At 67.8% G+C, this 25,676-nt stretch carries 36 protein-coding genes and 1 pseudogene; 31 read left to right on the forward strand and 6 right to left on the reverse strand.

Features of this window, described 5'->3' with window-relative positions:
* Nucleotides 1-21 precede the first annotated feature (21 nt).
* On the reverse strand, nucleotides 22-813 hold the full coding sequence (locus ACFZB3_RS10635; RefSeq protein ID WP_391372850.1) for a helix-turn-helix domain-containing protein: 792 nt from the start codon (nucleotides 811-813) through the stop codon (nucleotides 22-24).
* A gap of 337 nt (nucleotides 814-1,150) precedes the next feature.
* Nucleotides 1,151-1,534 carry an ATP-binding protein gene (locus tag ACFZB3_RS10640; protein ID WP_391372853.1) on the reverse strand — a complete coding sequence of 128 codons (384 nt, stop codon included), beginning with the start codon at nucleotides 1,532-1,534 and terminating at the stop codon, nucleotides 1,151-1,153.
* 80 nt (nucleotides 1,535-1,614) lie between these two features.
* Here ACFZB3_RS10640 and ACFZB3_RS10645 point away from each other — a divergent pair.
* The 3 genes and pseudogenes from ACFZB3_RS10645 to ACFZB3_RS10655 form a co-directional block, all read left to right on the forward strand.
* Nucleotides 1,615-2,061, forward strand: a pseudogene (locus ACFZB3_RS10645) (Scr1 family TA system antitoxin-like transcriptional regulator); the annotation flags it as partial.
* Nucleotides 2,061-2,327: a DUF397 domain-containing protein gene (locus tag ACFZB3_RS10650; RefSeq protein WP_391372856.1), complete on the forward strand. Its 267-nt coding sequence runs from the start codon at nucleotides 2,061-2,063 to the stop codon at nucleotides 2,325-2,327. The pseudogene ACFZB3_RS10645 and the gene ACFZB3_RS10650, both read left to right, overlap by 1 nt.
* A 590-nt stretch (nucleotides 2,328-2,917) precedes the next feature.
* Nucleotides 2,918-3,469: a hypothetical protein gene (locus ACFZB3_RS10655; RefSeq protein ID WP_391374013.1), complete on the forward strand. Its 552-nt coding sequence runs from the start codon at nucleotides 2,918-2,920 to the stop codon at nucleotides 3,467-3,469.
* Here ACFZB3_RS10655 and ACFZB3_RS10660 read toward each other — a convergent pair.
* Nucleotides 3,455-3,997, reverse strand: a complete 543-nt coding sequence (locus ACFZB3_RS10660; RefSeq protein WP_391372858.1) for an isochorismatase family protein — start codon at nucleotides 3,995-3,997, stop codon at nucleotides 3,455-3,457. The two genes, ACFZB3_RS10655 and ACFZB3_RS10660, sit on opposite strands and share 15 nt — an antisense overlap.
* 29 nt (nucleotides 3,998-4,026) lie before the next feature.
* A complete protein-coding gene (locus tag ACFZB3_RS10665; protein ID WP_391372860.1) occupies nucleotides 4,027-4,377 on the reverse strand; it encodes a hypothetical protein in 351 nt (116 codons plus the stop codon).
* A gap of 79 nt (nucleotides 4,378-4,456) precedes the next feature.
* Between ACFZB3_RS10665 and ACFZB3_RS10670 the strand changes: the two genes are divergently transcribed.
* The 3 genes from ACFZB3_RS10670 to ACFZB3_RS10680 all read left to right on the forward strand — a co-directional run bounded on the left by ACFZB3_RS10670 (nucleotide 4,457) and on the right by ACFZB3_RS10680 (nucleotide 6,867).
* Complete coding sequence (locus ACFZB3_RS10670; protein ID WP_391374016.1) at nucleotides 4,457-5,104, forward strand: hypothetical protein; 648 nt, start codon at nucleotides 4,457-4,459, stop codon at nucleotides 5,102-5,104.
* A gap of 4 nt (nucleotides 5,105-5,108) precedes the next feature.
* Complete coding sequence (locus tag ACFZB3_RS10675; RefSeq protein WP_391372863.1) at nucleotides 5,109-5,567, forward strand: hypothetical protein; 459 nt, start codon at nucleotides 5,109-5,111, stop codon at nucleotides 5,565-5,567.
* Between the two features lie 781 nt (nucleotides 5,568-6,348).
* Nucleotides 6,349-6,867 carry a hypothetical protein gene (locus ACFZB3_RS10680; RefSeq protein ID WP_391372866.1) on the forward strand — a complete coding sequence of 173 codons (519 nt, stop codon included), beginning with the start codon at nucleotides 6,349-6,351 and terminating at the stop codon, nucleotides 6,865-6,867.
* Nucleotides 6,868-7,099: 232 nt separating this feature from the next.
* Here ACFZB3_RS10680 and ACFZB3_RS10685 read toward each other — a convergent pair whose 3' ends face one another.
* The gene (locus tag ACFZB3_RS10685; RefSeq protein ID WP_391374018.1) at nucleotides 7,100-7,423 is read right to left on the reverse strand and encodes a transposase family protein; all 324 of its coding nucleotides are present in this window, start codon (nucleotides 7,421-7,423) and stop codon (nucleotides 7,100-7,102) included.
* 199 nt (nucleotides 7,424-7,622) lie between these two features.
* Nucleotides 7,623-7,931, reverse strand: a complete 309-nt coding sequence (locus ACFZB3_RS10690; protein ID WP_391372869.1) for a hypothetical protein — start codon at nucleotides 7,929-7,931, stop codon at nucleotides 7,623-7,625.
* Nucleotides 7,932-8,120: 189 nt separating this feature from the next.
* Here ACFZB3_RS10690 and ACFZB3_RS10695 point away from each other — a divergent pair, with 189 nt between their 5' ends.
* The 25 genes from ACFZB3_RS10695 to ACFZB3_RS10815 all read left to right on the forward strand — a co-directional run bounded on the left by ACFZB3_RS10695 (nucleotide 8,121) and on the right by ACFZB3_RS10815 (nucleotide 25,664).
* A complete protein-coding gene (locus tag ACFZB3_RS10695; RefSeq protein WP_391372871.1) occupies nucleotides 8,121-12,653 on the forward strand; it encodes an RHS repeat-associated core domain-containing protein in 4,533 nt (1,510 codons plus the stop codon).
* Between the two features lie 10 nt (nucleotides 12,654-12,663).
* Nucleotides 12,664-13,278, forward strand: a complete 615-nt coding sequence (locus ACFZB3_RS10700) for a hypothetical protein (protein ID WP_391372874.1) — start codon at nucleotides 12,664-12,666, stop codon at nucleotides 13,276-13,278.
* 450 nt (nucleotides 13,279-13,728) lie between these two features.
* Nucleotides 13,729-14,037, forward strand: a complete 309-nt coding sequence (gene rpsJ / locus ACFZB3_RS10705) for a 30S ribosomal protein S10 (protein ID WP_003948644.1) — start codon at nucleotides 13,729-13,731, stop codon at nucleotides 14,035-14,037.
* Between the two features lie 16 nt (nucleotides 14,038-14,053).
* Nucleotides 14,054-14,698 (forward strand): 50S ribosomal protein L3, encoded by a 645-nt coding sequence (gene rplC / locus ACFZB3_RS10710; protein WP_062706771.1) that lies wholly within the window; start codon nucleotides 14,054-14,056, stop codon nucleotides 14,696-14,698.
* Between the two features lie 7 nt (nucleotides 14,699-14,705).
* Nucleotides 14,706-15,362, forward strand: coding sequence for a 50S ribosomal protein L4 (gene rplD / locus ACFZB3_RS10715; protein WP_391372876.1), 657 nt, complete (start codon nucleotides 14,706-14,708; stop codon nucleotides 15,360-15,362).
* Complete coding sequence (gene rplW, locus ACFZB3_RS10720; protein WP_391372879.1) at nucleotides 15,362-15,781, forward strand: 50S ribosomal protein L23; 420 nt, start codon at nucleotides 15,362-15,364, stop codon at nucleotides 15,779-15,781. The genes rplD and rplW overlap by 1 nt, the downstream gene beginning before the upstream one ends.
* Before the next feature lie 38 nt (nucleotides 15,782-15,819).
* A complete protein-coding gene (gene rplB / locus ACFZB3_RS10725; RefSeq protein ID WP_093499642.1) occupies nucleotides 15,820-16,656 on the forward strand; it encodes a 50S ribosomal protein L2 in 837 nt (278 codons plus the stop codon).
* A gap of 12 nt (nucleotides 16,657-16,668) precedes the next feature.
* Nucleotides 16,669-16,950, forward strand: a complete 282-nt coding sequence (gene rpsS, locus ACFZB3_RS10730; protein ID WP_003948639.1) for a 30S ribosomal protein S19 — start codon at nucleotides 16,669-16,671, stop codon at nucleotides 16,948-16,950.
* 44 nt (nucleotides 16,951-16,994) lie between these two features.
* A complete protein-coding gene (gene rplV / locus ACFZB3_RS10735) occupies nucleotides 16,995-17,342 on the forward strand; it encodes a 50S ribosomal protein L22 (RefSeq protein WP_003974262.1) in 348 nt (115 codons plus the stop codon).
* On the forward strand, nucleotides 17,342-18,169 hold the full coding sequence (rpsC, locus tag ACFZB3_RS10740) for a 30S ribosomal protein S3 (protein ID WP_093499641.1): 828 nt from the start codon (nucleotides 17,342-17,344) through the stop codon (nucleotides 18,167-18,169). Before rplV ends, rpsC begins: the two co-directional genes overlap by 1 nt.
* 5 nt (nucleotides 18,170-18,174) lie before the next feature.
* Entirely contained in the window at nucleotides 18,175-18,594 is a 420-nt protein-coding gene (gene rplP / locus ACFZB3_RS10745; RefSeq protein WP_030788270.1) for a 50S ribosomal protein L16, read from the forward strand.
* Complete coding sequence (gene rpmC / locus ACFZB3_RS10750) at nucleotides 18,594-18,818, forward strand: 50S ribosomal protein L29 (protein WP_030174543.1); 225 nt, start codon at nucleotides 18,594-18,596, stop codon at nucleotides 18,816-18,818. The genes rplP and rpmC overlap by 1 nt, the downstream gene beginning before the upstream one ends.
* Nucleotides 18,818-19,105 (forward strand): 30S ribosomal protein S17, encoded by a 288-nt coding sequence (gene rpsQ, locus ACFZB3_RS10755; protein WP_391372884.1) that lies wholly within the window; start codon nucleotides 18,818-18,820, stop codon nucleotides 19,103-19,105. Before rpmC ends, rpsQ begins: the two co-directional genes overlap by 1 nt.
* Before the next feature lie 100 nt (nucleotides 19,106-19,205).
* Nucleotides 19,206-19,574 (forward strand): 50S ribosomal protein L14, encoded by a 369-nt coding sequence (gene rplN / locus ACFZB3_RS10760; RefSeq protein ID WP_003992364.1) that lies wholly within the window; start codon nucleotides 19,206-19,208, stop codon nucleotides 19,572-19,574.
* Nucleotides 19,575-19,576: 2 nt separating this feature from the next.
* On the forward strand, nucleotides 19,577-19,900 hold the full coding sequence (gene rplX, locus ACFZB3_RS10765) for a 50S ribosomal protein L24 (RefSeq protein WP_030967306.1): 324 nt from the start codon (nucleotides 19,577-19,579) through the stop codon (nucleotides 19,898-19,900).
* Nucleotides 19,900-20,457 (forward strand): 50S ribosomal protein L5, encoded by a 558-nt coding sequence (gene rplE / locus ACFZB3_RS10770; RefSeq protein ID WP_123974794.1) that lies wholly within the window; start codon nucleotides 19,900-19,902, stop codon nucleotides 20,455-20,457. The genes rplX and rplE overlap by 1 nt, the downstream gene beginning before the upstream one ends.
* A 5-nt stretch (nucleotides 20,458-20,462) precedes the next feature.
* Entirely contained in the window at nucleotides 20,463-20,648 is a 186-nt protein-coding gene (locus ACFZB3_RS10775) for a type Z 30S ribosomal protein S14 (protein ID WP_003948630.1), read from the forward strand.
* A 214-nt stretch (nucleotides 20,649-20,862) separates the two neighbouring features.
* The gene (rpsH, locus tag ACFZB3_RS10780) at nucleotides 20,863-21,261 is read left to right on the forward strand and encodes a 30S ribosomal protein S8 (RefSeq protein ID WP_089099428.1); all 399 of its coding nucleotides are present in this window, start codon (nucleotides 20,863-20,865) and stop codon (nucleotides 21,259-21,261) included.
* A gap of 24 nt (nucleotides 21,262-21,285) precedes the next feature.
* A complete protein-coding gene (gene rplF, locus ACFZB3_RS10785) occupies nucleotides 21,286-21,825 on the forward strand; it encodes a 50S ribosomal protein L6 (RefSeq protein ID WP_089099427.1) in 540 nt (179 codons plus the stop codon).
* Between the two features lie 3 nt (nucleotides 21,826-21,828).
* Nucleotides 21,829-22,212 (forward strand): 50S ribosomal protein L18, encoded by a 384-nt coding sequence (rplR, locus tag ACFZB3_RS10790; RefSeq protein WP_030860987.1) that lies wholly within the window; start codon nucleotides 21,829-21,831, stop codon nucleotides 22,210-22,212.
* A 36-nt stretch (nucleotides 22,213-22,248) separates the two neighbouring features.
* The gene (gene rpsE, locus ACFZB3_RS10795) at nucleotides 22,249-22,854 is read left to right on the forward strand and encodes a 30S ribosomal protein S5 (RefSeq protein WP_019753099.1); all 606 of its coding nucleotides are present in this window, start codon (nucleotides 22,249-22,251) and stop codon (nucleotides 22,852-22,854) included.
* Nucleotides 22,854-23,036, forward strand: coding sequence for a 50S ribosomal protein L30 (gene rpmD / locus ACFZB3_RS10800; protein WP_006376032.1), 183 nt, complete (start codon nucleotides 22,854-22,856; stop codon nucleotides 23,034-23,036). Before rpsE ends, rpmD begins: the two co-directional genes overlap by 1 nt.
* Before the next feature lie 2 nt (nucleotides 23,037-23,038).
* Entirely contained in the window at nucleotides 23,039-23,494 is a 456-nt protein-coding gene (gene rplO / locus ACFZB3_RS10805; protein ID WP_007443991.1) for a 50S ribosomal protein L15, read from the forward strand.
* Between the two features lie 188 nt (nucleotides 23,495-23,682).
* Nucleotides 23,683-24,999, forward strand: coding sequence for a preprotein translocase subunit SecY (gene secY, locus ACFZB3_RS10810; RefSeq protein ID WP_391372889.1), 1,317 nt, complete (start codon nucleotides 23,683-23,685; stop codon nucleotides 24,997-24,999).
* Nucleotides 24,999-25,664 carry an adenylate kinase gene (locus ACFZB3_RS10815; protein WP_391372892.1) on the forward strand — a complete coding sequence of 222 codons (666 nt, stop codon included), beginning with the start codon at nucleotides 24,999-25,001 and terminating at the stop codon, nucleotides 25,662-25,664. The genes secY and ACFZB3_RS10815 overlap by 1 nt, the downstream gene beginning before the upstream one ends.
* Nucleotides 25,665-25,676: the final 12 nt, after the last annotated feature.

A 25,676-nucleotide genomic window follows, 5' to 3' on the forward strand; every position in this document is an offset into this window, starting at 1 on the left:
TAGGGCCTGGGAGTGGGGTGGTCAGGCCGCTCTCTGCTGCGGCCGGTGGGTGCGGCAGTCCCGGCAGCGGCCGGGCTCTGCGGCGCGGAACGGGCGGTCGCAGCCGTCGCAGTCCTGGAAGGGGAGCGGACGCGGCGGGGCGGGCGGTGGTGGCGGTGGTAGGTACTCCGTGAGGCGGTGGGCCAGGAGACCTGCCGGGTGGCGGAGCGGCTCGGCCGGGAGGCAGGACGTCAGGGTGCGTCGTACGGCATCGGGTGAAGCCCCGCGTTCCAGCCAGGCGTCGACGGCCGGGGCGAGCCGTCGTACCTCGCGTTCGGGGAGGAGGAGGCGGGGGTCGTCGTGGTGGAGGCGGGAGAGGAGGGTGGTGGCCGTGTGCCGCGGATCGGGCGTGCCGCGCGTGGGTTCCGGCAGCGGCGGCTTCGGCGGGCGCGGCGGCGGTGCTGCCGGGGGCCGTGTCCGCTCCGGTCGGGGCGGCTGCGGAGGTGGGGGTGGCGGCGTAACCTCTTGTACCTCCTCCGCCCCCGTCGGCCGGTGGTACGACACCGTCCGCGAGACCACCCGGCCGTTCGGCAGCTGCTCGCGCGTCCGGTACAGGTAGCCGTGGGCCTCCAGTTCGCGCAGCGCCGCCGCGACCCGCACCTCACCCTCCGGGAAACGCGCGGTCAGCGACTTGATGTCGACGCGGGCGCCGGTCGGCAGCGACTGGATGTGGCCCGCGAGGCCGATCGCGGTGAGGGAGAGTTCGCGGTGCTGGAGGAGGCGGTTGTCGACCACCGTGTACCGCGTGGTGAGCCGGACGTTGACGTGGGTCACCCCGGAGGAGGGGTTCGGCCCGGGAACGGCTGACCGGGCGCGCGAGGGCGCGCTAGTGTGCTCTGCATCCATCGGGAAGGTTGTGCTTCCTAGGTGGTCAGGCCCTCGATCGGGATCGCTAGTCCCGGCCGGGGGCCGTCGTATGCGCGTGGCGGGTGACCGTGTGTTGCCCTGACCGTCACCCGGCGTCGTCGCGGCGAGCATATGCCGGGCAACCGGCACCAAATCCACCCCAGTTGGCGATGTTCACTCCGTAGGGTGACGGGCGGCGGCGGGGAGGAGGGTGGGGTTGGGGAGGGGGATTTCCCTGGATTTCTTTACTACTTGGCGTCGGGCGTCACCGCCTGGCGGCGGACCGCGTGACGGTCAGTTCGGCCCAGACGGTCTTGCGGGGGCGGGGCCCGAGGGAGACGCCCCAGCGGCCGGCGAGGGCCTCGACGATCACCAGTCCGCGGCCGTTCTCGTCCTCCGGTGAGGGGAGTTGCGGGCGGGGGTGACGCTCCTCGCAGGTGTCCGTCACCCCGGTGCGGACCGTGGTCCCGACGACGTACACCAGCAGCCGGAAGCCGCGGCCCGTCATCCGCCCGTGCGGCGCCGCGTTGGCCGCCAGTTCCGCGACGACGTGCGCGGCGTCCTCCGACGGCAGCCCCCACGACCGCAGTTGCCCGTTCGCCGGCAGCCGTGCCAGGCGGGCTCCTCTGCACGTGGGTGACAGCAGCACGCTGAAGGTGCGGATCGGACAGTCGAGGGGGGGTGGAGATTTCCTGATTCACGTCACTCAGCGTGGCCGCGCGTGCTTGCCGTATGCGTCGCCCGGCGTGCAGCGGGGACGAGATGGAGCGGTTCATCGCCGCGCGCGTGGCCCGTAAGGCCGTCTTCGAGCGGGACCCGGCGCCCGAACTCGGTTTCGTGCTGGAGGAATGGACGCTCCGGCGTCCGCTCGGCGGGCGGGTGGTGCTCCGTCCGCAGCTGGAACACCTGCTGGAGGCAGGGCAGTTGAGGAAGCTCAAGTATCAGATGATGCCGATGGATCGTGAGGAGCACGTGGGGCTGGCCGACGGAATCGAGGTGCTGAAGTCCGAGGTCGGCTCGGCGGTGGGGCGTTCACCGGCAGTGGCCAACGGCCGCCCGGTGTCCGATGCGAAGCAGCTCCGTATCCTCGAACTGCGGTACGGCATCGTGCGGGCGCAGGCGCTCACGCCGCGTGAGTCGACGGCCTTCATCGAACAACTGCTGGGGGAGACATGATGCGCACGACCACGGCCGAGGACGCCTCCGGTCTGACGTGTCTGACGTGGTTCAAGAGCAGTTACAGCAGATACAGCAGCTCCCACAGCAGCTCCTACAGCAGTGGCAGCGAAGGCGACTTCTGCGTCGAAGCCGCCACCACCCCCGCCACCGTCCACGGCCGCGACTCCAAGAACACCGCGACCCCGTTCCGCGGGCCCCACCTCACCTTCCCGCCCGCCACCTGGACGACCTTTCTCTCCCACGCGGCAGCCACCGGCGAGTGAGATACGCCCGCGAGCTGTTCGCTCCGCTCGGCGCGGTCGTGGCCGTGGGCGCGCTGAACGCCACCGGCACCTGGTCGTTCGCCGACGTGTCGGTGGGCGCGTTCCTGGCGGGCAGGCGGCAACAGTGGGACCGTCTCTTCGCCGCCGTCTGCTCGCTCTGTGCCTTCGACCGTGAGGAGGCCCAGGCGGTCGCCGACGAGACGGGCTACTTCCGCGACTACGACCTGTCCGCGCCGCTCCTCGTCCTCTGGTCCGCCGGGGTGACGGGGGCCGAGAGCCTCCACGATCCGTCGCCCTCGGCCGTGCACCGGATGTGCCGCATGGCGGCCGACCTCCAACTGGCCGAGTTCCTGGACATGTTGGTGGCGGTGGCCCTCGACGCCGGTACGGACGCGGCCACGGGCGCACCCCGGGTCACCGAGATCCTCGCCACCGCCTGCGACCTGGCGGACCCGACCGGGTACGTCACTCCGCACCACGTCCACCGCATGTGGAGAGTCGCCCGCCTGCCGTCGACGCTCCGCCCGAACTCACCCACGCCGGACCACGTCAAGGCAGGGTTCCGGTCGTACGACGGGATACTGGAGGAACTGCTCGGCGGCGCCCCGCCGGAGCGCGGCTACCGCTACGTCGGCCCTGCCGAACTCGCCGTCGCGGCAGGGCAGTCCGCGGCCACCGGAACCCTGATCGCGTCCGTGGCCGACTTCGAGTCGTGGGCCGGGCGGCAGTCACCGGCCGAGCTGGCCGAGCCGTTCACGTACGTCGTCGGCATCGACGGGCTGCTACGGCTGGCGCCCCGCCGCAGCGAGCACGTGGCCTGCGCCGGCGGAGCAGCCGTACTCGGTGCCGGGGAGATCACCTTCGTACGCGAGGCGGGGCGCCGGGTGGTGGGCGAGGTCAGCAACCAGTCGACGGGCTACTGCCCCGACGTCACGTCCTGGCCTGCGGTGGCCCGCGCACTGGACCGCATCCCGCTCGGCCGCCCCACCGCCTTCACCCACGAGATCGTGTTCCGTCGCTGCCCGGCCTGCGCGGAACACAACATCGTCCGGGAGGCCGACTTCGTCTGCGTCTTCTGCGGCGGTGAACTGCCCCAGGCGTGGAACATCGTGGCCGACACCGACCGATCAGGTCGCCCCTGAGACGTCGAAGCGGATCTCTGCCGCCGGAGCGACGGTGACCGACCGGCCCGCGTACTGGATGACCGAGAAGATCCCGTTGTGGTGGGCGACGATCTGCGCGGCCGTGGGCCGGGCGCCGGCCGGGCGTTCCATCGTGGTGTGGCCGTCGGCGACGAGGACGAGGTCGTAGCCGTGGGAGAGGGCGCTGCGGCTGGTGGAGTCGACGCAGTAGTCGGAGGCGTAGCCGGTGACGACGAGGCGGTGTGCGGCGAGTTCGGCCAGGACCTCGCCGAGCGCCGTGCCGAGGAAAGAGTCCGCGCTGTCCTTGTCGAGGACGACGTCCCCCGGCCGGGGCGTCAGCGTCGGATGGACTTCGAGCCACTCCGGGGGCACCTGGGCGAACTGCTGCCGCAGGTAGACGACCGGCACCCCCGCGGCGCGGGCCCGGTCGGCGAGTTCGGCGACCCTCCCGAGGCAGGCCTCGCCGTCGTGGGCGTCCTTCAACAGGGCACGCTGCATGTCGATGATGAGCAGTGCGGTGTCCGGCATGCCGTGAGTCTGTCCCCGTGGAACGCGGACTACTCCGCCTTGTTCCCGCCACCACCCTGTTGCTGCGGCTGCCCCTCCTGCCGTACCGCGTCCTTCGCCTTCTGCGCGAGGTCGTCGTCCAGCTTCTTGAACTCGCGGACCACGGTGTCGGACATGTCGGCGAGGGAGTCGATCTGCTTGGTGATGTCCTCGCGCCCGTCGTGCCAGTTGGACTCGAAGTCGTCGAGGGCGTCGTAGACCGTGCCGCTGCCGACGTCGTCCCTGTACGACTCGAACATCTTCTTGGTGTGGTTGAGGCGCTCCTTGATGGAGCGCAGCTTGCGGCCGTAGTCCTCAAGCTCGCTCAGCGGTATGGCGAGATCGCTCTTGCCGTTGCCCACGTGACCGTCCCCCGTTCGCGCGTCTCGTAGTCTGGGCCGCACCGTATATCAGATCATCGGGGGAGGGGTGGCGTACAGCATGGCCCGCTACATGGAGACGCTCACGATCGAGCGCGGCGGATTCCGGATCAAGGTGCCGGAGTCGTGGTGGGAGTTCGACGTGCGGCCGGAGTCGCGGGACGACTCGATCCGGCGGATGGTGAACGAGCGCGTCGCCCAGTACCCGGAGCTGGCCCAGTACCGCGACACGTACATCGCGTTCCTCCGCAAGTCCGCGGCCGACGCCTGGAAGTCGGGCGCGATGTACTGCGGCTGCATGGCGGAGAGCTTCGGCGGCGACACCCCGATCACCGGCTCGGTCACGGTGTCGCTGGTCGGCGGCCGCACCCGCGAGGGCGCGCCCCTCTCCAACGACCCGGCCGCCATCGCCGCCCAGCTCGCTCCCAAGGAGGCCCACCGGGAGGGCGACTCCTGGCGCAAGGTGACGACCGTCGACATCCCCGGCGTCGGCCCCGCCGCCCGCACCTACGGCGTCGAGGACATCCCGATCCCGGAGGACAGCCTGGGCCGCACGATCCGCGCGGTCCTGATGCAGACCTTCATCCCGGTCCCCGGCCAGGAGGGCAAGGTCGCCCTGGTCGCCGGCAGCAGCCAGGTCCTCGACCTCGCCGACTCCTTCTTCGACATCTTCGACGCGATCACGTCGACGTTCCGGTTCGCGGACTGACCCCGTGCGCTGGGAGACCGGCGAGGGACTGCTGGGGCTCGACGACCCCGCGGAGTGGGACGCCGCGTTCGAGCGCGGCGAGGACCGTCTCGGCACGGCGGTGATCGGGCTGGCGTTCCACTGCCCACTGGAGGAGGCGTCGCCCCGGATCGTCAGGATGACGGGGCTCCCGCACGGCCTCCAGCGGACGAACGCCTTCGTCGCGGCCGGGCACGCGGCACGGCTCAACGGGCGCCTGACCCCGGAACTCTTCGCGGCGTTGCGGGCCGAGGGCCTCGGCGGCGTCGCGGAGCACCCCATCAGGGACACCCTCACCTTCGTGCCGTTCCGGGACCTGCCGCCCTGGTTCAAGCGCCGGTGGGTGTATCTGACGGTGCGCGACAAGCTGGAGTACTGGTGGCTGCGCTCCGTGGACGCCATCGACGAAGGCCGGCGGATCCTGCGTGGCTGCCGCCACCGCTGAACGGACGGAGACACGTTGACGGCCGCACGAGAAGAGCTGCTGCGTCTTCGCACCGGATCCGGATCCTGACACCGTCCGCCGCCGACCGCGGGCGCGGCGCCCCGACCACTTGATGCCAGAAGGAGCACCTGGTCGAGAACCGAGGAATTTCTTGTCGAACTCGACGACCGGATGCTGGAGTTCTTCCAGGACATCGCCGAAGTACTCTGAGTCCGGCCGAAACGTGCGTCCCGCGCCACCGAAGCATTCACGCTTGTGGACCATCGGCCAAGGCCTCGGCCAAGTCACATGATGTCCGGTTTGTGGTCATGTGAGACCGGAGAGAGCACGCGGGTGGCGGATGTCGCGGGCGTTGTGTCGGAGAGCGCCGGCGACGTCCGGATGCTGGCGAGGCGCATGGCCCCGATGGCGAGGTTGCGCCGGCGCCAGCTCGCCACGGCCCGTCCGCAGCTGAGAGGCGTCCTCGGCGAATGTCGTGTCCCGACAACCAGTGGCAAGGAGGAGCTTACCGGTCCCCGCCACGCGGCCACCGTTGCCAGCGAGTGGGGATCCTCGCCCCTGGGCGCGATGGCGGGCGCGCGCGGGGAGGGTACGTCGGCGTCGCTCATACCCCCAATCTCGGGCGCCAACCGGCGGCTACAACGGCATACCCACCGGGGTCGGCTGGTGGTATTCGGCTAGCAGGGCAACGAGAACGGTGTTTGCATTGGAGTAACGGAGTGAGTTCGCCAGAACGTTGTGGCAATGCCGAGGGTTTCCGCCGGGCGAAGGGAGTCGTCCCATGGTCATGACCAAGGTAGACGTGCCGTGCAACTCTGAGATAATCAAAACCGGGACTACGAGGCTCGTCCCGGTCAACCAACCCCAATTCCCACTGGCCATGTCCATGCTGGAAATTGACGCGACCGCGCCTACGATGTGGAGTGGCGTCGATTTCGACGAGATCACGATGTACATCGACCTCCTGGAGCCCCAAGACGCCCAGCTCGTCGAAGTCGCGCAGGTCAATTACTTCTGGGGCACTCCCGACGGCTCGGGAGGCTGGACGGAAGCCCCTAACAGCCCGCTCCCGCCGACACGGAACCTTCGAATCCGAGCCAGGACGAAACATCTCGTGGTGAACGGCACCAACGGCATTTCGTTCCACGTGGGCATCCACTACCCCGAAGGTCAGGTAGGGGCCCCGTTGACGATGCACGTCCACACCACGGCGAAGCAAGTAGTCGCTGCGACGAGTGGTTGCGGCATCACGTTCAGTGAATTCAAGATCGACGACTCGGTGACCGGTCCGCTGGGCTGAACTCAGAGGCTTTCGCGCAAAGCCCTGCCGAGGGAATCATTCGGGCGGGTGCCGGGGTGGTGCCCGTACGCGGCATGCACGGTCAGGCCGCCGACGGCGAGGCGCGTGGCCCCGATGGCGAGGTTGCGCCGGCTCGCCATGGCCCATGGTGCGTCGCCAGTTCGCAGCTGAATTGCCCGGGCCGCGTCGCGAAGACTCTTGCCGTCCACCGCGATACCCCGCGGTCCGCGGCTCATTGGCTGCGGCTTTGCGGTTTACCGTGGCCGTTCAACCAGTAGCCGAGTGCCCGGTCGAGCGCATCGGCGTCAATGCGGGCGAGGATCCGGCGGATAGTTGCTTCGTTCGGCACGGGACAGAGCCCGGTCAGCGGATCGCATCGGCCGTCGAGGGCGGCGAGAACAGGCTCGGGCGCGGCGGCGGCCCACTCGCCGACCGCGACCAGCGAGGTTGCCCCGGTCAAGACCGCGGCCGCCACCAGCGCGAGGACGAATTCAAGTGTGTGTCGTATCCCGCGTGGGTGCCGAGGATCGGGGACCTGCGCCAGGCATGCGAGCAGGTACGGGTACTCGTCGGGATGGACGCGGCCTGGCTGCGGAGCTGGTCAAGGACAAGGGGGAATCGGAGAGGATGCAGGTGCAGGCACGGTCTTCCGTAGGGTTCATGGGAACTCGACACTCACATGATCTTGGAATTCGGTGCCGGCCTCGTTTCATCTTGTCCGCACCGCGTCGCAGGGACGCAGCGGTGCCGAACCGTCAGGCACCTGGGATAAGGCTGCCGTTGAAAGCTCTCGCCCACAGCAGGTGCAGCCACTCGTTGGCGTCGGGAGCGGGCTGGACAGTCAGCACCGGATTCGGGCCCGTCTCGATGAGGTGCAACAGCGTCCAGGCGACGCCGTAGCAATCATCCGGGCCGAAGCACCCGACCAAGGACCTGGCCTCTTCCGGTGTCACCGGTCTGGAAATCGCTGTGAGCTGCTTGCCCCGCCGGTCGATCTCCTCCGAGCTGGCGTCCCAATCGGGCAAAGGGCCGTCGGCGATGAACGCCTGCACTTCAGATCGCACCTCCGAATGATCAGCCGTTACCACCAGCCTGGCAAGGCTGACTGGCGAGCGCCGACCGGAGTTCCCTCAAATCGGACCCGCCCCACGGCCCAGCCCGCACGCCACCCTTCACCTCGAACGGCCGTTCCTTGTAAGTTCGCGTGTGCACAGGTTTGTTGACGGGGCGTACGCGACGGGGGTTGCGGGACTATGGCGGGGTACCGACCGGCGGACTGGCATCCACTCGACCTGGACAGGGACCCCACCCCCGGCGACCCGCAGCGCGTCCGTACCCTCGCCGCGCAGCTGCACGACTTCGCCGACGACGTCTCCGACGCGCTCCGCCTGGTCAAGGGCATGGCCGGCGAGGACACCCTCCTCCAATGGGCAGGCAAGTCGGCCGAGGTGTTCAAGGAGCAGTTCAAGGACGTCCCGAAGAACCTGAAGAAGCTGAAGAAGTCGTACGAGATGTGCGGCGATGCCCTCGCTGATTACTGGCCGAAGCTGGAGCGGGCGCAGGCGCTGGCCGACAAGGCTCTCGCGAAGGCGAAGGAGGCGCAGGCCGACCTGTCTTCCGCCAAGTCCCGTCTGTCGTCGGCGGATTCGTGGGTGACGCGGGCCGCGAAGGAAGCGGACAGGTACAAGGACGACCCCACCGGCAGCAAGTCGAGCGCCGACAAGCCGGACGAGGGGAAGGTCCGGGCCGCTGCCCGGGACGTGCAGAGTGCGAAGTCCGCGCACACGCAGGCGCAGTCGGACGTCACCACGGCCCAGAGCGCGCTGGACGCGGCGAAGAAGATGGCCGAGGACGCGCGGAAGATGCGCGACGACGCGGCGGGTGAGGCGAAGCGGAGGATCGACGAGGCCTCCGATGCCGGGATTCCGAACCGGCACTGGTGGCAGGACGTGGGGCACTGGTTCGAGGACAACTGGGACACCATCGTCACGGTCTGCAAGGTCGTCGTCGCGGTCGTCGGGATCATCGCGATGATCATCGGTGGGCCGATCCTCGGCGCGATCGTGCTGGTCGCCGCGCTCGTCGTGCTCGCGGACACGCTCTACAAGTACTCACAGGGCAGAGCATCTCTGTGGGACGTGGCGTTCGCGGCCCTGGACTGCATACCCGGCGGCAAGGGCATCACCTCCCTCGGCAAACTCGCCAAGGGGCTGCGCACTTTCGGGAAGACCGGGCTCAAGGGCATGGCGTTGGGGGTGAAGGGGTTCGGCAGAAGTCTCCGTGGACTCGGGCGGCCGATGAAGAAGCTCTTCACCTGCGGTGACCCGATCGACATGGCCACCGGGCAGATGGTCATGCATGAGACGGATGTCTCATTCGACGGAGCCCTGCCGCTGATTCTGGAGCGCAGCCACCGTACGGGCGTGGCCACCGGCAGACTCTTCGGCTCCACCTGGACCAGCACACTCGATCAACGGCTGCTGCTCGACTCCGCCGGCGTACGGTTCGTCTGCGCCGACGGCATGGTTCTGCACTACCCGATGCCCGACCCCGACGTCCCCGTCCTTCCCGTCGCGGGACCTCACTGGCCGCTGAGCATCGACGGGGCGGCCGGAAGCGCGTTCACGCTGGAGCAACGCGAGAGCGGCCGTACCCTCACCTTCCGGCCGCAGCCCGGCGCGGCCGCGGACGAGGTGCCGTTGTCCGTGATCAGCGACCGCAACGACAACACGATCACGCTGCGGTACGCGGACGGGCTGCCCGCCGAGATCGTCCATCACGGTGGTTACCGCATCGACGTGACCTGTGCGGAGGGGCGGATCACCGCCCTGGCGCTTGCCGGCCACCCCGACGGGCCGAGCCTCGCCCGTTACGGTTACGACCGGCACGGAGACCTCGTCGAGGTCCACGACCCCAACGGGCTTCCCCTGAAACTCGCCTACGACGCCGACCACAGGGTCACCGGCTGGGAGGACCGCAACGGCGCGTGGTACCGGTACTCGTACGATTCCGCCGGGCGGTGTGTCACCGTGCGCGGCATCGACGGAATCCTCGACTACACCTTCGAGTACGACGAGGAGTCGCACCGGACGGTCGCCGTCGACTCGCTCGGAAACGTCACGCGGTACCAGTTCAACGACGTCTATCAGATGGTCGCCGAGACCAACCCGCTGGGCCACACCGTCAAACACGAGTGGAGCAGTCGCGACCAGATGCTGTCCCGCACGGACGCTCTGGGACGCACCATGACCATGGACTGGGATCATGCCGGACGTCTCGTCGCCGTCCGGCTGCCCAACGGGCGCGCCTCCACAGCCCGGTACGACGACCTCGGGCTGCCCGTCGAGATCACGGACTACGACGGCACGGCAATCCACCAGGAGTGGGACGCGCGGGGCAACTGCCTGTCCCTGACGGAAGCCGGCGGAGGGACCACCCGCTTCACGCGCGACTCGACGGGGGCCGTGGTCTCGATGACGGACGCCCTGGGCGCGGTGACCCGGTTCGAGAACAACGCGGCAGGCCTGCCCGTACGGGTGACCGATCCGCTCGGCGCGCAGACCCTGCTGCGCTACGACACCCTCGGACACAACACGGAGATCGTCGACCCGCTGGGCAGGACCACCCGCCAGACCTGGACCGTCGAAGGCCGTCGCACCTCACGGACCACCCCGGACGGGGCCCGCGAGACCTGGAGCCACGACGCGGAGGGCAACCGCACGGCCCACAGCGACGGACTGGGCCGGATCACCCGGTTTGAATACGGCGGGTTCGACATGCTCTCCGCGCGCATCACTCCGGACGGCTCGCGATACGCCTTCCGCTACGACAGCGAACTGCGTCTCACCCAGGTCATCAACCCCGACGGCCGCACCTGGGACTACACCTTCGACGCGGCCGGCAACCTCCTGAGCGAGTCCGACTTCGACGGCCGTACCGTCGGCTACGCGTACGACGCGGCGGGACAACTCGTCGGTCGCACCAATGCCATGGGCCAGACCGTCCGATTCTCCTACGACTCGGTGGGCAATCAGACCGAGAAGACGGTGGACGGCCTGGTCACCGTCTACCGACACGACGAGGCGAGTCGGCTCACCGGCGCCGCCGGACCGGTCAGCAGCCTCGCACTGCGCTACGACAGCGCGGGCAACATCGTCGGCGAGGCCGTGGACGGACGTGAACTCACCACGGACTACGACGCCCTCCACCGTCCCGTGCGGCGCGCCACCCCGGCCGGCGTCGTGACGACGTACTCCTACGACCCGGCCGGCAACCGGATCGCCCTGAGCACCGAGGGCCATGTCCTGACCTGTGCCTACGACGCCGTGGGCCGGGAGACCGCGCGTCGGCTCGACAGCGACTGCGAGCTCTCCTTCGGCTGGAACACGGGCGACCGTCTCGCGGAGCAGAGCCTGACGCGCCGCGGATCCGCCGATTCGGCGCTGCACCGCTCCTACGCATACGCGGCCGACGGCAACCTGACCGCCGTGCAGGACCGGCTCCGCGGCCGGAGGTCCTTCAGCCTGGACCCGATGGGCCGGGTGACCTCGGTCCAGGCCGAGAGCTGGACCGAGGCCTACGCGTACGACGCGGTCGGCGGCATCACACGAGCCGACTGGCCGGATCCGCAGCCCGAATCGGAGGCCCGCGGCGACCGGGCCCATTCGGGCGGGCGGGTGATCCGGGCCGGCTCCCTCCACTACGAGTACGACGCCGCGGGCAGGGTGGTCCTGCGGCGCAGGACTCGCCTGTCCCGAAAACCTGACCTGTGGCGTTACGACTGGGACGCCGAGGACCGGCTCGTTGCCTGCACCACACCGGACGGCACCCGCTGGCGCTACCTGTACGACGCGCTCGGCCGTCGGGTCGCAAAGCTCCGGCTGGGACCGGACGGGCAGACCCCGGTCGAGGAGACCCGCTTCGTGTGGGACGGTCCGCACCTGGTGGAACAGACCACCCGGACGCCGGACGACGAGACGACGCTCACCTGGGAGCGCGACGACATGAAGCCCCTGACCCAGTCGGAACTCCGCAGGCCGGATGCGCTGCCCCAGGGTGAGGTGGACCGGCGTTTCTACGCCATCGTCTCGGATGTGGTCGGCACCCCGACGGAGATGGTGGACCACGACGGGCAAACCGCCTGGCGGGCACAGGCCACACTCTGGGGACTCACCCGCACCGAAGCCGCCGCAGGAACCGGTACCCCCTTGCGGTTCCCGGGCCAGTACGAGGACCCCGAGACAGGTCTGTACTACAACTACTTCAGGCACTACGACCCGGCCACCGGGGTGTACATCAGCCCGGACCCACTGGGCACGGACGCCGGCCCTCGGCCGCACGGCTACGTGGTGAACCCGCTGACCTGGGTGGACTACCTGGGACTGAAATCCTGCTCCCAGATTCTGCGGGAGAACATGGTCAGGGAGGGCCGGCTCGTCAACCCGGGGCAGGCGGCTGCCCACATCGTCCCCTCGGGCTTCAACCGCTCGGGCGGGCCCGGGATGAGGGCTCTCCTCTCGAAATACAAGGTCGACGTCAACGACGCGGCCAACGGCATCGCGCTCGGCCACCCCCGGCCGCACAACTTCACCCACACCGACCGGTTCCTGGGCCGCCTCGACGTCCACCTCCACAACGTGGTGGCCGACCGTGTCGCGCGCGGATTCGGGGACCGTGCCATCCGTACCGTTCTGCGCCGGGAGCTGCGCAGCGTCGGACGGCAGATCGAGGGCGAGCTGGCAGGTGTCACGCACACCGTGCCGAGCACCGCCTACTGGACGGCATAAGGATGACTCCATGACCTCTGACCCGACTCCGGCACCGAACCCCTCGGTCCCTTCGGCCGTGTACCGCCTCCTGGCCGGCACGGGGAACCTGAGGACGCTGCGCTTGGGCGATTCGCTGATCGATCTCAAGCGCCGGCAGTTCCAGGGACCGAAGGTCGCCCTGCCGGACTCGTTCGAGGCCGAGTGGACCGGTGACCCCAAGGCACGCAAGGCCGACTTCGCCTCCGACTACCCGGGCGCGCCGATGCTGAGCCGAGCACTGGTCGACAGGGTCGGGCGGGAGCGGCTGGAACAGGCCGGTCGGCTGGTTCCCGTCCGCACACCGGGCCCGGAGCCCGACGACTACGCTCTGTACGTGGTGGAGCCTCTCGTGGACTGCGTGGACACCCGCAGGTCGGCCCAGCCGAAGAAGGCCACCGGAGAGATGCGGAAGATGGTCTTCCGACCGGAGGCGGTGCCGGTCGGGTTGCCGGCGTTCCGGGTTCCGCAGTTTCCCGTCGCGGTGTGCTGGAACGGCTGGATGCGTGATCTGCTCGACGAGGTCCTCGGAGGCGATCTGGAGGCCCGTCTGCTGTGGTCGTCGGAGCCGTCGGCCGCGCCGCACCCCGATCCCTGGGGATTCTGACCCCCACCGCCAAGCTCCGCCCCCACACCTCCACCCGAGCCTGTGTTTGACCTCTGCCCCCCTGGGGGTATCCTCTCCGCCCCCCGATTGGCCAGCCCCCCGGCCCGTATGGCAGACTGTCGGAGTTGCTCGGTCGAGTGTTGATGCTGCGCGCCTCCCGCCGGGAGGACCGGAAGCGAGTCCCACAGTACTCGTCGCCCTAACTGCCTGCGGGCAGCACTGGGGCGGACGTACGGGAATCTTTCGGGAAGTGGAGTGCGGCACCGACCAGGCACCCGGTGGGCCTTCCGCCCTCGGCTTGCGGTTCCGGAAGGGCCGTGCTTTCCCTGCAGGGATGTTCGAACAAGGGGCATCTGTGTCGGTGAGAGCGCGACACACCCGACCGCGTGGGTCGGAGAAGAAGCAGTCACCGGGTTCCAGAGCGTGCAAAGACAGGACTACTGAGTAGCCATGGCGGGACAGAAGATCCGCATCCGGCTCAAGGCCTACGACCACGAGGTCATCGACTCCTCGGCGAAGAAGATCGTCGAGACGGTGACCCGCACTGGTGCGTCGGTCGCGGGCCCGGTGCCGCTGCCCACTGAGAAGAACGTGTACTGCGTCATCAAGTCGCCGCACAAGTACAAGGACTCGCGCGAGCACTTCGAGATGCGCACCCACAAGCGCCTGATCGACATCCTCGACCCGACGCCGAAGACCGTTGACTCCCTGATGCGACTCGACCTCCCGGCCGGTGTCGACATCGAGATCAAGCTCTGAGGCCGGTGATCTGAGAATGGCTAAGCAGATCAAGGGCATCCTGGGCGAGAAGCTCGGCATGACGCAGGTGTGGGACGAGAACAACCGTGTTGTTCCGGTCACCGTCGTCAAGGCCGGCCCCAACGTCGTCACCCAGGTCCGTACCAACGACGTCGACGGCTACGAGTCGGTCCAGATCGCCTTCGGCGAGATCGACCCGCGCAAGGTGAACAAGCCCCTCAAGGGCCACTTCGCGAAGGCCGACGTCACCCCCCGCCGTCACCTTGTCGAGATCCGTACGGCCGACGCCTCCGAGTACACCCTCGGTCAGGAAGTCACCGCCGAGGTCTTCGAGGCCGGCGTGAAGGTCGACGTCACCGGCAAGAGCAAGGGCAAGGGCTTCGCCGGTGTCATGAAGCGTCACAACTTCAAGGGCCTCGGCGCCGGTCACGGCACCCAGCGCAAGCACCGCTCGCCCGGTTCCATCGGTGGCTGCGCCACCCCGGGCCGCGTGTTCAAGGGCCTCCGCATGGCGGGTCGCATGGGCAACGAGCGTGTCACCACCCAGAACCTGACCGTCCACGCCGTTGACGCGGAGAAGGGTCTGCTGCTCATCAAGGGCGCGGTTCCCGGTCCGAACGGCGGCCTCGTCCTGGTCCGCACCGCGGCCAAGGGGGCCTGAGGTACCGATGAGCACTGTTGACATCCTTTCGCCTGCGGGCGAGAAGACCGGCACCGTCGAGCTCCCCGCGGAGATCTTCGGCGTGGAGAACATCAGCATCCCGCTGATTCACCAGGTCGTCGTCGCGCAGAACGCCGCTGCCCGTCAGGGCACGCACAAGACCAAGACCCGCGGTGAAGTCCGTGGTGGCGGCAAGAAGCCGTACCGCCAGAAGGGCACCGGCCGCGCCCGTCAGGGTTCGACCCGTGCGCCGCAGTTCGCCGGCGGTGGCGTCGTCCACGGCCCGCAGCCGCGTGACTACTCGCAGCGGACCCCGAAGAAGATGAAGGCCGCGGCCCTGCGCCACGCCCTCACCGACCGGGCCCGCCACAACCGCATCCACGTCGTCACCGGCGTGATCGAGGGCGAGACCCCCAGCACCAAGGCCGCTCGCACGCTGTTCGGCAAGATCTCGGAGCGCAAGAACCTGCTCCTGGTCGTCGACCGCGCCGACGAGGCCGCGTGGCTCTCCGCCCGCAACCTGCCCCAGGTCCACATCCTGGAGCCGGGCCAGCTGAACACGTACGACGTGATCGTCTCGGACGACGTGGTCTTCACCCAGGCCGCTCTCGAGTCCTTCGTCGCCGGCCCGAAGGCCAACGACACCGAAGGGACCGAGGTCTGATGGCCATCCGTCACCCGAGCATCGCCTCGAAGGCCGCCAAGGCGGCCAAGGCCGCGCGCGTCGCCAAGGCGCGCCGCCACGAGGCCGAGGGCAAGAACACCGTCGAGACGCCGATCAGCAAGTCGTACACGGACCCCCGTGACGTGCTGCTGAAGCCGGTCGTCTCGGAGAAGAGCTACGCGCTCCTGGACGAGAACAAGTACACGTTCGTCGTCGCCCCGGGCGCCAACAAGACCCAGATCAAGCAGGCCGTCCAGGCGGTCTTCTCGGTCAAGGTCACCGGGGTCAACACCCTCAACCGCCAGGGCAAGCGCAAGCGCACCAAGACCGGGTTCGGTCAGCGCGCGGGCTCCAAGCGCGCGATCGTGACCCTCGCCGAGGGCGACCGTATCGACATCTTCGGCGGTCCGACCGCGTAAGCGGGTCGGATCGTCCGATATCGGACGAGGACTGAGAAATGGGAATCCGCAAGTACAAGCCGACTACGCCGGGCCGTCGTGGCGCCAGCGTCGCCGACTTCGTCGAGGTCACGCGGTCCACGCCGGAGAAGTCGCTGGTCCGCCCGCTGCACAGCAAGGGCGGCCGTAACAACGCCGGTCGTGTGACCGTTCGCCACCAGGGTGGCGGACACAAGCGCGCCTACCGAGTGATCGACTTCCGTCGTCACGACAAGGACGGCGTGCCGGCGAAGGTCGCGCACATCGAGTACGACCCCAACCGCACCGCGCGCATCGCGCTGCTGCACTACGCGGACGGCGAGAAGCGCTACATCCTCGCCCCGCGCAACCTGCAGCAGGGCGACACCGTGGAGAACGGTCCCGGGGCCGACATCAAGCCGGGCAACAACCTGGCCCTCCGCAACATCCCGGTCGGTACCACGGTCCACGCGATCGAGCTCCGTCCCGGCGGTGGCGCCAAGTTCGCCCGTTCCGCGGGTGCCTCGGTGCAGCTGCTCGCCCGTGAGGGCGCCATGGCGACCCTCCGTATGCCGTCCGGCGAGATCCGCATGGTGGACGCGCGCTGCCGCGCCACCGTCGGTGAGGTCGGCAACGCCGAGCAGTCGAACATCAACTGGGGCAAGGCCGGCCGCAAGCGGTGGCTGGGCGTCCGCCCGACCGTCCGTGGTGTCGTCATGAACCCGGTCGACCACCCGCACGGTGGTGGTGAGGGCCGGACGTCCGGTGGTCGTCACCCCGTGTCCCCGTGGGGCAAGAAGGAAGGTCGTACTCGTTCGCCCAAGAAGGCGTCGAACAAGTACATCGTCCGCCGCCGCAAGACGAACAAGAAGCGTTAAGGACTGGTTGAGATGCCTCGTAGCTTGAAGAAGGGGCCCTTCGTCGACGACCACCTGATCAAGAAGGTGGATGTCCAGAACGAAGCCGGCACCAAGAACGTCATCAAGACCTGGTCCCGTCGCTCGATGATCGTCCCGGCCATGCTCGGCCACACGATCGCGGTGCACAACGGCAAGACCCACATCCCGGTGTTCGTCACCGAGTCGATGGTCGGCCACAAGCTCGGCGAGTTCTCGCCGACCCGCACCTTCCGGGGCCACGTCAAGGACGACCGGAAGTCGAAGCGCCGCTAGCAGCGGATCGCATTCAGACACGTAAGTAACTGAGAGGGACAACCATGGAAGCCAGGGCCCAGGCGCGGTACATCCGCGTCACGCCCATGAAGGCCCGCCGCGTGGTGGACCTGATCCGTGGCATGGACGCCACGGAGGCTCAGGCTGTTCTGCGATTCGCTCCGCAGGCAGCCTCCGTGCCGGTCGGCAAGGTGCTCGACAGCGCCATCGCCAACGCCGCGCACAACTACGACCACACCGACGCCGACAGCCTCTTCATCTCCGAGGCGTACGTCGACGAGGGTCCGACCCTGAAGCGGTTCCGGCCGCGCGCCCAGGGCCGTGCCTACCGGATCCGCAAGCGGACCAGCCACATCACCGTGGTCGTCAGCAGCAAGGAAGGAACCCGGTAATGGGCCAGAAGGTAAACCCGCATGGGTTCCGGCTCGGTGTCACGACCGACTTCAAGTCGCGTTGGTACGCCGACAAGCTGTACAAGGACTACGTCAAGGAAGACGTCGCCATCCGTCGGATGATGACGTCCGGCATGGAGCGCGCCGGCATCTCCAAGGTCGAGATCGAGCGCACCCGTGACCGCGTCCGCGTGGACATCCACACCGCGCGTCCGGGCATCGTCATCGGCCGCCGCGGCGCCGAGGCCGACCGCATCCGCGGTGACCTGGAGAAGCTGACCGGCAAGCAGGTCCAGCTGAACATCCTTGAGGTCAAGAACCCGGAGACGGACGCTCAGCTGGTGGCCCAGGCCGTCGCCGAGCAGCTCTCCTCCCGCGTCTCCTTCCGCCGTGCCATGCGCAAGAGCATGCAGTCGGCGATGAAGGCCGGCGCCAAGGGCATCAAGATCCAGTGCGGTGGCCGCCTCGGCGGCGCCGAGATGTCCCGCTCGGAGTTCTACCGCGAGGGCCGCGTGCCCCTGCACACGCTCCGCGCGAACGTGGACTACGGCTTCTTCGAGGCCAAGACGACCTTCGGCCGCATCGGTGTGAAGGTCTGGATCTACAAGGGCGACGTCAAGAACATCGCCGAGGTCCGCGCCGAGAACGCCGCAGCCCGCGCCGGCAACCGCCCGGCCCGTGGCGGTGGCGCTGGTGACCGCCCGGCCCGTGGTGGCCGTGGTGGCGAGCGGCGCGGTCGCAAGCCGCAGCAGGCTCCCGCTGCCGAGGCCCCCCAGGCCGAGGCCGCTGCCGCTCCGGCTGCTGAGAGCACCGGAACGGAGGCCTGACCGACATGCTGATCCCCCGTAGGGTCAAGCACCGCAAGCAGCACCACCCGAAGCGTCGCGGTGAGGCCAAGGGCGGTACCACGGTCGCGTTCGGCGAGTACGGCATCCAGGCCCTCACGCCGGCGTACGTGACCAACCGCCAGATCGAGGCGGCCCGTATCGCGATGACCCGCCACATCAAGCGTGGCGGCAAGGTCTGGATCAACATCTACCCGGACCGCCCGCTGACGAAGAAGCCTGCCGAGACCCGCATGGGTTCCGGTAAGGGTTCTCCGGAGTGGTGGATCGCGAACGTGCACCCGGGCCGGGTCATGTTCGAGCTGTCCTACCCCAACGAGAAGATCGCCCGTGAGGCCCTGACTCGCGCAGCCCACAAGCTGCCGATGAAGTGCCGGATCGTCAAGCGCGAGGCAGGTGAAGCGTGATGTCGGCCGGTACCAAGGCGTCCGAGCTGCGCGAGCTGGGCAACGAGGAGCTTCTGGGCAAGCTCCGCGAGGCCAAGGAAGAGCTGTTCAACCTCCGCTTCCAGGCGGCGACGGGTCAGCTCGAGAACCACGGCCGTCTGAAGGCGGTCCGCAAGGACATCGCGCGGATCTACACCCTGATGCGCGAGCGTGAGCTGGGCATCGAAACGGTGGAGAGCGCCTGATGAGCGAGAGCAACGTGACTGAGAAGAACGAGACGCGGGACAGCTTCCGCAAGACCCGTGAGGGTCTCGTCGTCAGCGACAAGATGGACAAGACCGTCGTCGTCGCCGTCGAGGACCGCGTCAAGCACGCGCTGTACGGCAAGGTCATCCGCCGTACGAACAAGCTCAAGGCGCACGACGAGCAGAACGCCGCCGGCGTCGGCGACCGTGTCCTCCTCATGGAGACCCGGCCGCTGTCCGCCACGAAGCGGTGGCGCATCGTCGAGATCCTCGAGAAGGCCAAGTAATTCTCCTGCGGGGCATCCCTCGCAGGACAGTTCCGCCAGGCTCCGGGGGCCGTTCCTCTGAACGGCCCCCGGGGAACCGGCAGACAAACAGGAGATAGACGTGATCCAGCAGGAGTCGCGACTGCGTGTCGCCGACAACACTGGTGCGAAGGAGATCCTTTGCATCCGTGTGCTCGGTGGCTCCGGTCGCCGCTACGCGGGCATCGGTGACGTCATCGTCGCCACCGTCAAGGACGCGATCCCCGGCGGCAACGTGAAGAAGGGTGACGTCATCAAGGCGGTCATCGTTCGCACCGTCAAGGAGCGCCGCCGTCCGGACGGCTCGTACATCCGCTTCGACGAGAACGCCGCTGTCATTCTGAAGAACGACGGCGACCCTCGTGGCACCCGTATCTTCGGCCCGGTCGGCCGTGAGCTGCGCGAGAAGAAGTTCATGAAGATCATCTCGCTGGCTCCGGAGGTGCTGTAAGCATGAAGATCAAGAAGGGCGACCTGGTCCAGGTCATCACCGGTAAGGACAAGGGCAAGCAGGGCAAGGTCATCGCGGCCTACCCCCGCGAGGACCGTGTCCTGGTCGAGGGTGTCAACCGGGTCAAGAAGCACACCAAGGCCGGCCCGACCGCTCGCGGTTCGCAGGCCGGCGGCATCGTCACGACCGAGGCGCCCGTCCACGTCTCCAACGTCCAGCTGGTCGTTGAGAAGGACGGCAACAAGGTCGTCACGCGTGTCGGTTACCGCTTCGACGACGAAGGCAACAAGATCCGCGTTGCCAAGCGGACGGGTGAGGACATCTGATGGCTACCACCACTGCTCCGCGTCTGAAGCTGAAGTACCGCGAGGAGATCGCGGGCAAGATGCGTGACGAGTTCAAGTACGAGAACGTCATGCAGATCCCCGGCCTCGTCAAGATCGTGGTCAACATGGGTGTGGGCGACGCCGCCCGCGACTCCAAGCTGATCGAGGGCGCCATCCGCGACCTCACCACGATCACCGGCCAGAAGCCGCAGGTCACCAAGGCCCGCAAGTCCATCGCGCAGTTCAAGCTGCGTGAGGGCCAGCCGATCGGTGCCCACGTCACGCTCCGTGGCGACCGCATGTGGGAGTTCCTGGACCGCACCCTGTCGCTCGCGCTGCCGCGCATCCGCGACTTCCGTGGTCTGTCCCCCAAGCAGTTCGACGGCCGTGGCAACTACACCTTCGGTCTCACGGAGCAGGTCATGTTCCACGAGATCGACCAGGACAAGATCGACCGTACCCGGGGTATGGACATCACCGTGGTGACCACGGCGACCAACGACGCTGAGGGCCGCGCGCTCCTTCGTCACCTCGGCTTCCCGTTCAAGGAGGCGTGAGCGAGATGGCGAAGAAGGCTCTGATTGCCAAGGCTGCTCGCAAGCCCAAGTTCGGTGTGCGTGGCTACACGCGCTGCCAGCGCTGCGGCCGTCCGCACTCCGTGTACCGCAAGTTCGGCCTGTGCCGCGTGTGCCTTCGTGAGATGGCTCACCGTGGCGAGCTGCCGGGCGTGACCAAGAGCTCCTGGTAATCCCGCTTTTTAGGGATTCCGGAGGCTCTCGGTAAGCAATGGGCGTGTCAGGCGCCCACCCCTTCATGGCTTAGGCTTGGAGGGTTGGGCGCCTGACAGTCGCCCGTACGACTTACTACGCCGTAGGTCCACCGCGCCGCACCCGTCCCGTCTCGGATCGGGGAGAGGGATGGCGCACCAGGAAACCCCGGCGAGAGAGGCCACAGGCCAATTCATGACCATGACTGATCCGATCGCAGACATGCTGACGCGTCTGCGGAACGCGAACTCGGCGTACCACGACTCCGTGACGATGCCGGCGTCCAAGATCAAGTCTCACATCGCGGAGATCCTCCAGCAGGAGGGCTTCATCACGGGCTGGAAGGTCGAGGACGCCGAGGTCGGCAAGAACCTCGTCCTGGACCTGAAGTTCGGTCCCAACCGTGAGCGCTCCATCGCGGGCATCAAGCGGATCTCCAAGCCCGGTCTCCGGGTGTACGCGAAGTCCACCTCCCTGCCGAAGGTGCTGGGCGGCCTCGGCGTGGCGATCATCTCCACGTCGCACGGGCTCCTCACCGACAAGCAGGCCGGCAAGAAGGGCGTAGGCGGGGAAGTCCTCGCCTACGTCTGGTAGCAGAAGGGAACGGAGGAAACAGCTATGTCGCGTATCGGCAAGCTCCCCATCGCGGTTCCCGCCGGCGTGGACGTCACCATCGACGGCCGCACGGTGCAGGTCAAGGGCCCCAAGGGCGAGCTGACCCACACCATCGTGGCTCCGATCGACATCGCCAAGGGCGAGGACGGCACTCTCGCGGTGACCCGCCCCAACGACGAGCGTCAGAGCAAGGCCCTGCACGGCCTGTCCCGCACGCTGGTGGCGAACATGATCACCGGCGTGACCCAGGGTTACGTGAAGAAGCTCGAAATCAGCGGTGTCGGTTACCGCGTGACCGCCAAGGGCTCGAACCTCGAATTCGCGCTCGGTTACAGCCACCCGATCCTGGTCGAGGCCCCCGAGGGCATCACCTTCAAGGTCGAGGCTCCGACCCGTTTCTCGGTCGAGGGCATCGACAAGCAGAAGGTCGGCGAGGTCGCGGCCAACATCCGCAAGCTGCGCAAGCCCGACCCGTACAAGGCCAAGGGCGTCAAGTACGAGGGCGAAGTCATCCGCCGCAAGGTCGGAAAGGCGGGTAAGTAAGCCATGGCATACGGGCAGAAGATCCTCAAGGGCGACGCCTACAAGCGCGCCGCGATCAAGCGCCGTCACATCCGGATCCGCAAGCGGATCGCCGGTACGGCGGAGCGTCCCCGTCTGGTCGTGACCCGCTCCAACCGCCACATCGTGGCGCAGGTGATCGACGACCTGAAGGGCCACACCCTGGCCTCCGCGTCCACCCTGGACGCGTCGGTCCGTGGTGGCGAGGGCGACAAGTCCGCGCAGGCCAAGCAGGTCGGCGCCCTGGTCGCCGAGCGTGCCAAGGCCGCCGGTGTCGAGGCCGTGGTGTTCGACCGTGGTGGCAACCAGTACGCCGGGCGCATCGCCGCCCTGGCGGACGCCGCCCGCGAGGCCGGGCTCAAGTTCTGAGCCGCTTGTAGCTAGCGGAAAGAGAGAGGTAATCCAATGGCTGGACCCCAGCGCCGCGGCAGCGGTGCCGGTGGCGGCGAGCGGCGGGACCGGAAGGGCCGTGACGGCGGCGCTGCTGCCGCCGAGAAGACCGCGTACGTTGAGCGCGTCGTCGCGATCAACCGCGTCGCCAAGGTTGTGAAGGGTGGTCGTCGCTTCAGCTTCACCGCGCTGGTCGTGGTGGGCGACGGTGACGGCACCGTGGGTGTCGGTTACGGCAAGGCCAAGGAGGTGCCGGCCGCCATCGCCAAGGGCGTTGAGGAGGCCAAGAAGCACTTCTTCAAGGTCCCGCGTATCCAGGGCACCATCCCGCACCCGATCCAGGGTGAGAAGGCTGCCGGCGTCGTTCTCCTCAAGCCGGCCTCGCCGGGTACCGGTGTTATCGCCGGTGGTCCCGTGCGTGCCGTCCTGGAGTGCGCCGGTATCCACGACGTGCTGTCGAAGTCGCTCGGCTCCGACAACGCGATCAACATCGTGCACGCGACCGTGGAGGCCCTGAAGGGCCTGCAGCGTCCCGAGGAGATCGCGGCCCGCCGCGGTCTGCCGCTTGAGGACGTCGCCCCCGCGGCTCTGCTTCGTGCGCGTGCGGGAGCGGGTGCGTAATGGCTCGCCTCAAGGTCACGCAGACGAAGTCGTACATCGGCAGCAAGCAGAACCACCGTGACACTCTGCGGTCGCTTGGTCTCAAGGGGATCAACACCGTGGTCGTCAAGGAGGACCGCCCCGAGTTCCGCGGCATGGTGCACACCGTCCGCCACCTCGTGACGGTCGAGGAGGTCGACTGATCATGGCGGAGAACAACCCGCTCAAGATCCACAACCTCCGTCCGGCCCCCGGCGCCAAGACCGCCAAGACCCGTGTCGGTCGTGGTGAGGCGTCGAAGGGTAAGACGGCCGGTCGTGGTACCAAGGGTACGAAGGCCCGTTACCAGGTTCCGGAGCGCTTCGAGGGTGGCCAGATGCCCCTCCACATGCGTCTTCCGAAGCTGAAGGGCTTCAAGAACCCGTTCAAGACCGAGTTCCAGGTCGTGAACCTCGACAAGCTGGCCGCGCTGTACCCGGAGGGTGGCGAGGTCACCGTCGAGGGTCTCGTCGCCAAGGGTGCCGTTCGCAAGAACAGCCTCGTCAAGGTCCTCGGCCAGGGTGAGGTCTCCGTGGCGCTGCAGGTGACGGTCGACGCCGTCTCCGGCTCCGCCAAGGAGAAGATCACCGCCGCCGGCGGCACCGTCACCGAGCTCGTCTGATCGTTTCGGACGTCTCGATGACGTAAGCGAATCCCGACCGGGGATACCTCACAATGGGGTATCCCCGGTTGGTCGTTCCTAGGGGGGCAGTGCGGCCGGTAAGGTGGCCAGCACTGTTCTTTTTCCCATTCGTCGAACCTCAAGACCGTCACCCTTGACGCACTTGCGCGGGGGTCGCAGGAGGCACCGTGCTCACCGCGTTCGCCCGGGCGTTCAGGACGCCCGACCTGCGCAAGAAGCTGCTCTTCACGCTGGGCATCATCGTGGTCTACCGGGTCGGTACGCACATCCCGATCCCGGGTGTGAACTACACGTCTGTGCAGCAGTGCGTGAAGGAGGCCTCTGGCAACCAGGGGCTCTTCGGCATGATCAACATGTTCAGCGGCGGCGCCCTGCTGCAGATCACGATCTTCGCGCTGGGCATCATGCCGTACATCACGGCCAGCATCATCCTTCAGCTGCTCACCGTGGTGATCCCGCGCCTGGAAGCCCTGAAGAAGGAGGGGCAGGCCGGTACGACGAAGATCACGCAGTACACCCGGTACCTGACCGTGGCCCTCGCCATCCTCCAGGGCACCGGTCTCGTCGCCACCGCCCGCAGCGGCGCGCTCTTCAACGGCTGCTCGGTCGCGTCCAGCATCGTCCCGGACCAGTCGATCTTCACGACGATCACGATGGTCGTCTGCATGACCGCCGGTACGGCCGTCGTGATGTGGCTCGGCGAGCTGATCACCGACCGCGGCATCGGCAACGGCATGTCGATCCTGATGTTCATCTCGATCGCCGCGACCTTCCCGTCCGCGCTGTGGGCCATCAAGAAGCAGGGCACCCTGGCCGACGGCTGGATCGAGTTCGGCGCGGTCATCGCGATCGGCCTGATCATGGTCGGGCTCGTCGTCTTCGTCGAGCAGGCCCAGCGCCGCATCCCGGTGCAGTACGCGAAGCGCATGATCGGCCGTCGTTCCTACGGTGGTACGTCCACGTACATCCCGCTCAAGGTGAACCAGGCGGGTGTGATTCCGGTCATCTTCGCCTCGTCGCTGCTGTACATCCCGGCCCTCGTGGCGCAGTTCGCGGGCGGCAACTCGGGCTGGAAGAGCTGGATCGAGCAGAACCTGACCAAGCAGGGCGACAGCCCCACGTACATCACCATGTACTTCCTGCTCATTGTTTTCTTCGCGTTCTTCTACGTGGCGATCTCCTTCAACCCCGAGGAAGTCGCCGACAACATGAAGAAGTATGGTGGCTTCATCCCGGGCATCCGGGCTGGCCGACCGACCGCTGAGTACCTGTCGTACGTGCTCAACCGGATCACCTGGCCGGGTTCGCTGTATTTGGGGCTGATCGCTCTCGTACCGACAGTGGCGTTGGTCGGCTTCGGGGCGAGCCAGAACTTCCCGTTCGGCGGGACCAGCATCCTCATCATCGTGGGTGTCGGTCTCGAGACGGTGAAGCAGATCGAGAGCCAGCTCCAGCAGCGCAATTACGAAGGGTTCCTCCGCTGATGCGTATCGTCCTCGTCGGGCCGCCGGGTGCCGGTAAGGGAACGCAGGCCGTCCGCCTCGCCGAGATGCTGGCCGTTCCGCACATCTCCACGGGCGACCTGTTCCGCGCCAACATCAGTCAGCAGACCGATCTCGGCAAGCTCGCCAAGTCCTACATGGACGCCGGTGACCTCGTACCCGACGAGGTCACCATCGCCATGGCCAAGGACCGCATGGAGCAGCCGGACGCGGCGAACGGCTTCCTGCTGGACGGCTTCCCGCGCAACGTCTCGCAGGCCGAGGCGCTGGACCAGCTGCTGAGCGACGAGGACATCGTGCTGGACGCCGTCCTGGACCTGGAGGTCCCGGAGGCCGAGGTCGTCAAGCGGATCGCCGGCCGGCGCGTCTGCCGCAACGACTCCTCGCACGTCTTCCACGTGACGTACAGCCCGCCGAAGCAGGAGGGCGTCTGCGACATCTGCGGCGGCGAGCTCTACCAGCGTGACGACGACTCCGAGGACACCGTCCGCACCCGGCTGGAGGTCTACCACACGCAGACCGAGCCGATCATCGACTACTACAAGGCGCAGGGGCTGGTCGTGACGATCTCCTCGCTGGGCCCGGTGGACGAGATCACGCAGCGGGCGCTGGAGGCGCTGAAGCGCGAGAAGGCCGAGAACAACTAGATCGCGGTTCTT

The sequence above is a fragment of the Streptomyces sp. NPDC008092 genome (assembly GCF_042957285.1).
GTDB lineage: Bacteria > Actinomycetota > Actinomycetes > Streptomycetales > Streptomycetaceae > Streptomyces.

Excerpts from the sequence above, each read along its gene's own strand:
- ACFZB3_RS10775 (WP_003948630.1), top strand. The coding sequence starts at position 20,463 with ATGGCGAAGAAGGCTCTGATTGCCAAGGCTGCTCGCAAGCCCAAGTTC.
- rplB (WP_093499642.1), top strand. The coding sequence starts at position 15,820 with ATGGGAATCCGCAAGTACAAGCCGACTACGCCGGGCCGTCGTGGCGCC.
- rpsC (WP_093499641.1), top strand. The coding sequence starts at position 17,342 with ATGGGCCAGAAGGTAAACCCGCATGGGTTCCGGCTCGGTGTCACGACC.
- rplP (WP_030788270.1), top strand. The coding sequence starts at position 18,175 with ATGCTGATCCCCCGTAGGGTCAAGCACCGCAAGCAGCACCACCCGAAG.
- ACFZB3_RS10650 (WP_391372856.1), top strand. The coding sequence starts at position 2,061 with ATGCGCACGACCACGGCCGAGGACGCCTCCGGTCTGACGTGTCTGACG.
- ACFZB3_RS10695 (WP_391372871.1), top strand. The coding sequence starts at position 8,121 with ATGGCGGGGTACCGACCGGCGGACTGGCATCCACTCGACCTGGACAGG.
- ACFZB3_RS10680 (WP_391372866.1), top strand. The coding sequence starts at position 6,349 with ATGGTCATGACCAAGGTAGACGTGCCGTGCAACTCTGAGATAATCAAA.
- rpmD (WP_006376032.1), top strand. The coding sequence starts at position 22,854 with ATGGCTCGCCTCAAGGTCACGCAGACGAAGTCGTACATCGGCAGCAAG.
- ACFZB3_RS10700 (WP_391372874.1), top strand. The coding sequence starts at position 12,664 with ATGACCTCTGACCCGACTCCGGCACCGAACCCCTCGGTCCCTTCGGCC.
- rpmC (WP_030174543.1), top strand. The coding sequence starts at position 18,594 with ATGTCGGCCGGTACCAAGGCGTCCGAGCTGCGCGAGCTGGGCAACGAG.
- rplR (WP_030860987.1), top strand. The coding sequence starts at position 21,829 with ATGGCATACGGGCAGAAGATCCTCAAGGGCGACGCCTACAAGCGCGCC.
- rpsJ (WP_003948644.1), top strand. The coding sequence starts at position 13,729 with ATGGCGGGACAGAAGATCCGCATCCGGCTCAAGGCCTACGACCACGAG.
- rplX (WP_030967306.1), top strand. The coding sequence starts at position 19,577 with ATGAAGATCAAGAAGGGCGACCTGGTCCAGGTCATCACCGGTAAGGAC.
- rplV (WP_003974262.1), top strand. The coding sequence starts at position 16,995 with ATGGAAGCCAGGGCCCAGGCGCGGTACATCCGCGTCACGCCCATGAAG.
- rplC (WP_062706771.1), top strand. The coding sequence starts at position 14,054 with ATGGCTAAGCAGATCAAGGGCATCCTGGGCGAGAAGCTCGGCATGACG.
- rpsE (WP_019753099.1), top strand. The coding sequence starts at position 22,249 with ATGGCTGGACCCCAGCGCCGCGGCAGCGGTGCCGGTGGCGGCGAGCGG.
- rpsH (WP_089099428.1), top strand. The coding sequence starts at position 20,863 with ATGACCATGACTGATCCGATCGCAGACATGCTGACGCGTCTGCGGAAC.
- rplW (WP_391372879.1), top strand. The coding sequence starts at position 15,362 with ATGGCCATCCGTCACCCGAGCATCGCCTCGAAGGCCGCCAAGGCGGCC.
- rpsS (WP_003948639.1), top strand. The coding sequence starts at position 16,669 with ATGCCTCGTAGCTTGAAGAAGGGGCCCTTCGTCGACGACCACCTGATC.
- ACFZB3_RS10815 (WP_391372892.1), top strand. The coding sequence starts at position 24,999 with ATGCGTATCGTCCTCGTCGGGCCGCCGGGTGCCGGTAAGGGAACGCAG.
- rplF (WP_089099427.1), top strand. The coding sequence starts at position 21,286 with ATGTCGCGTATCGGCAAGCTCCCCATCGCGGTTCCCGCCGGCGTGGAC.
- ACFZB3_RS10660 (WP_391372858.1), bottom strand. The coding sequence starts at position 3,997 with ATGCCGGACACCGCACTGCTCATCATCGACATGCAGCGTGCCCTGTTG.
- rplD (WP_391372876.1), top strand. The coding sequence starts at position 14,706 with ATGAGCACTGTTGACATCCTTTCGCCTGCGGGCGAGAAGACCGGCACC.
- rplO (WP_007443991.1), top strand. The coding sequence starts at position 23,039 with ATGGCGGAGAACAACCCGCTCAAGATCCACAACCTCCGTCCGGCCCCC.
- rpsQ (WP_391372884.1), top strand. The coding sequence starts at position 18,818 with ATGAGCGAGAGCAACGTGACTGAGAAGAACGAGACGCGGGACAGCTTC.
- ACFZB3_RS10670 (WP_391374016.1), top strand. The coding sequence starts at position 4,457 with ATGGCCCGCTACATGGAGACGCTCACGATCGAGCGCGGCGGATTCCGG.
- rplE (WP_123974794.1), top strand. The coding sequence starts at position 19,900 with ATGGCTACCACCACTGCTCCGCGTCTGAAGCTGAAGTACCGCGAGGAG.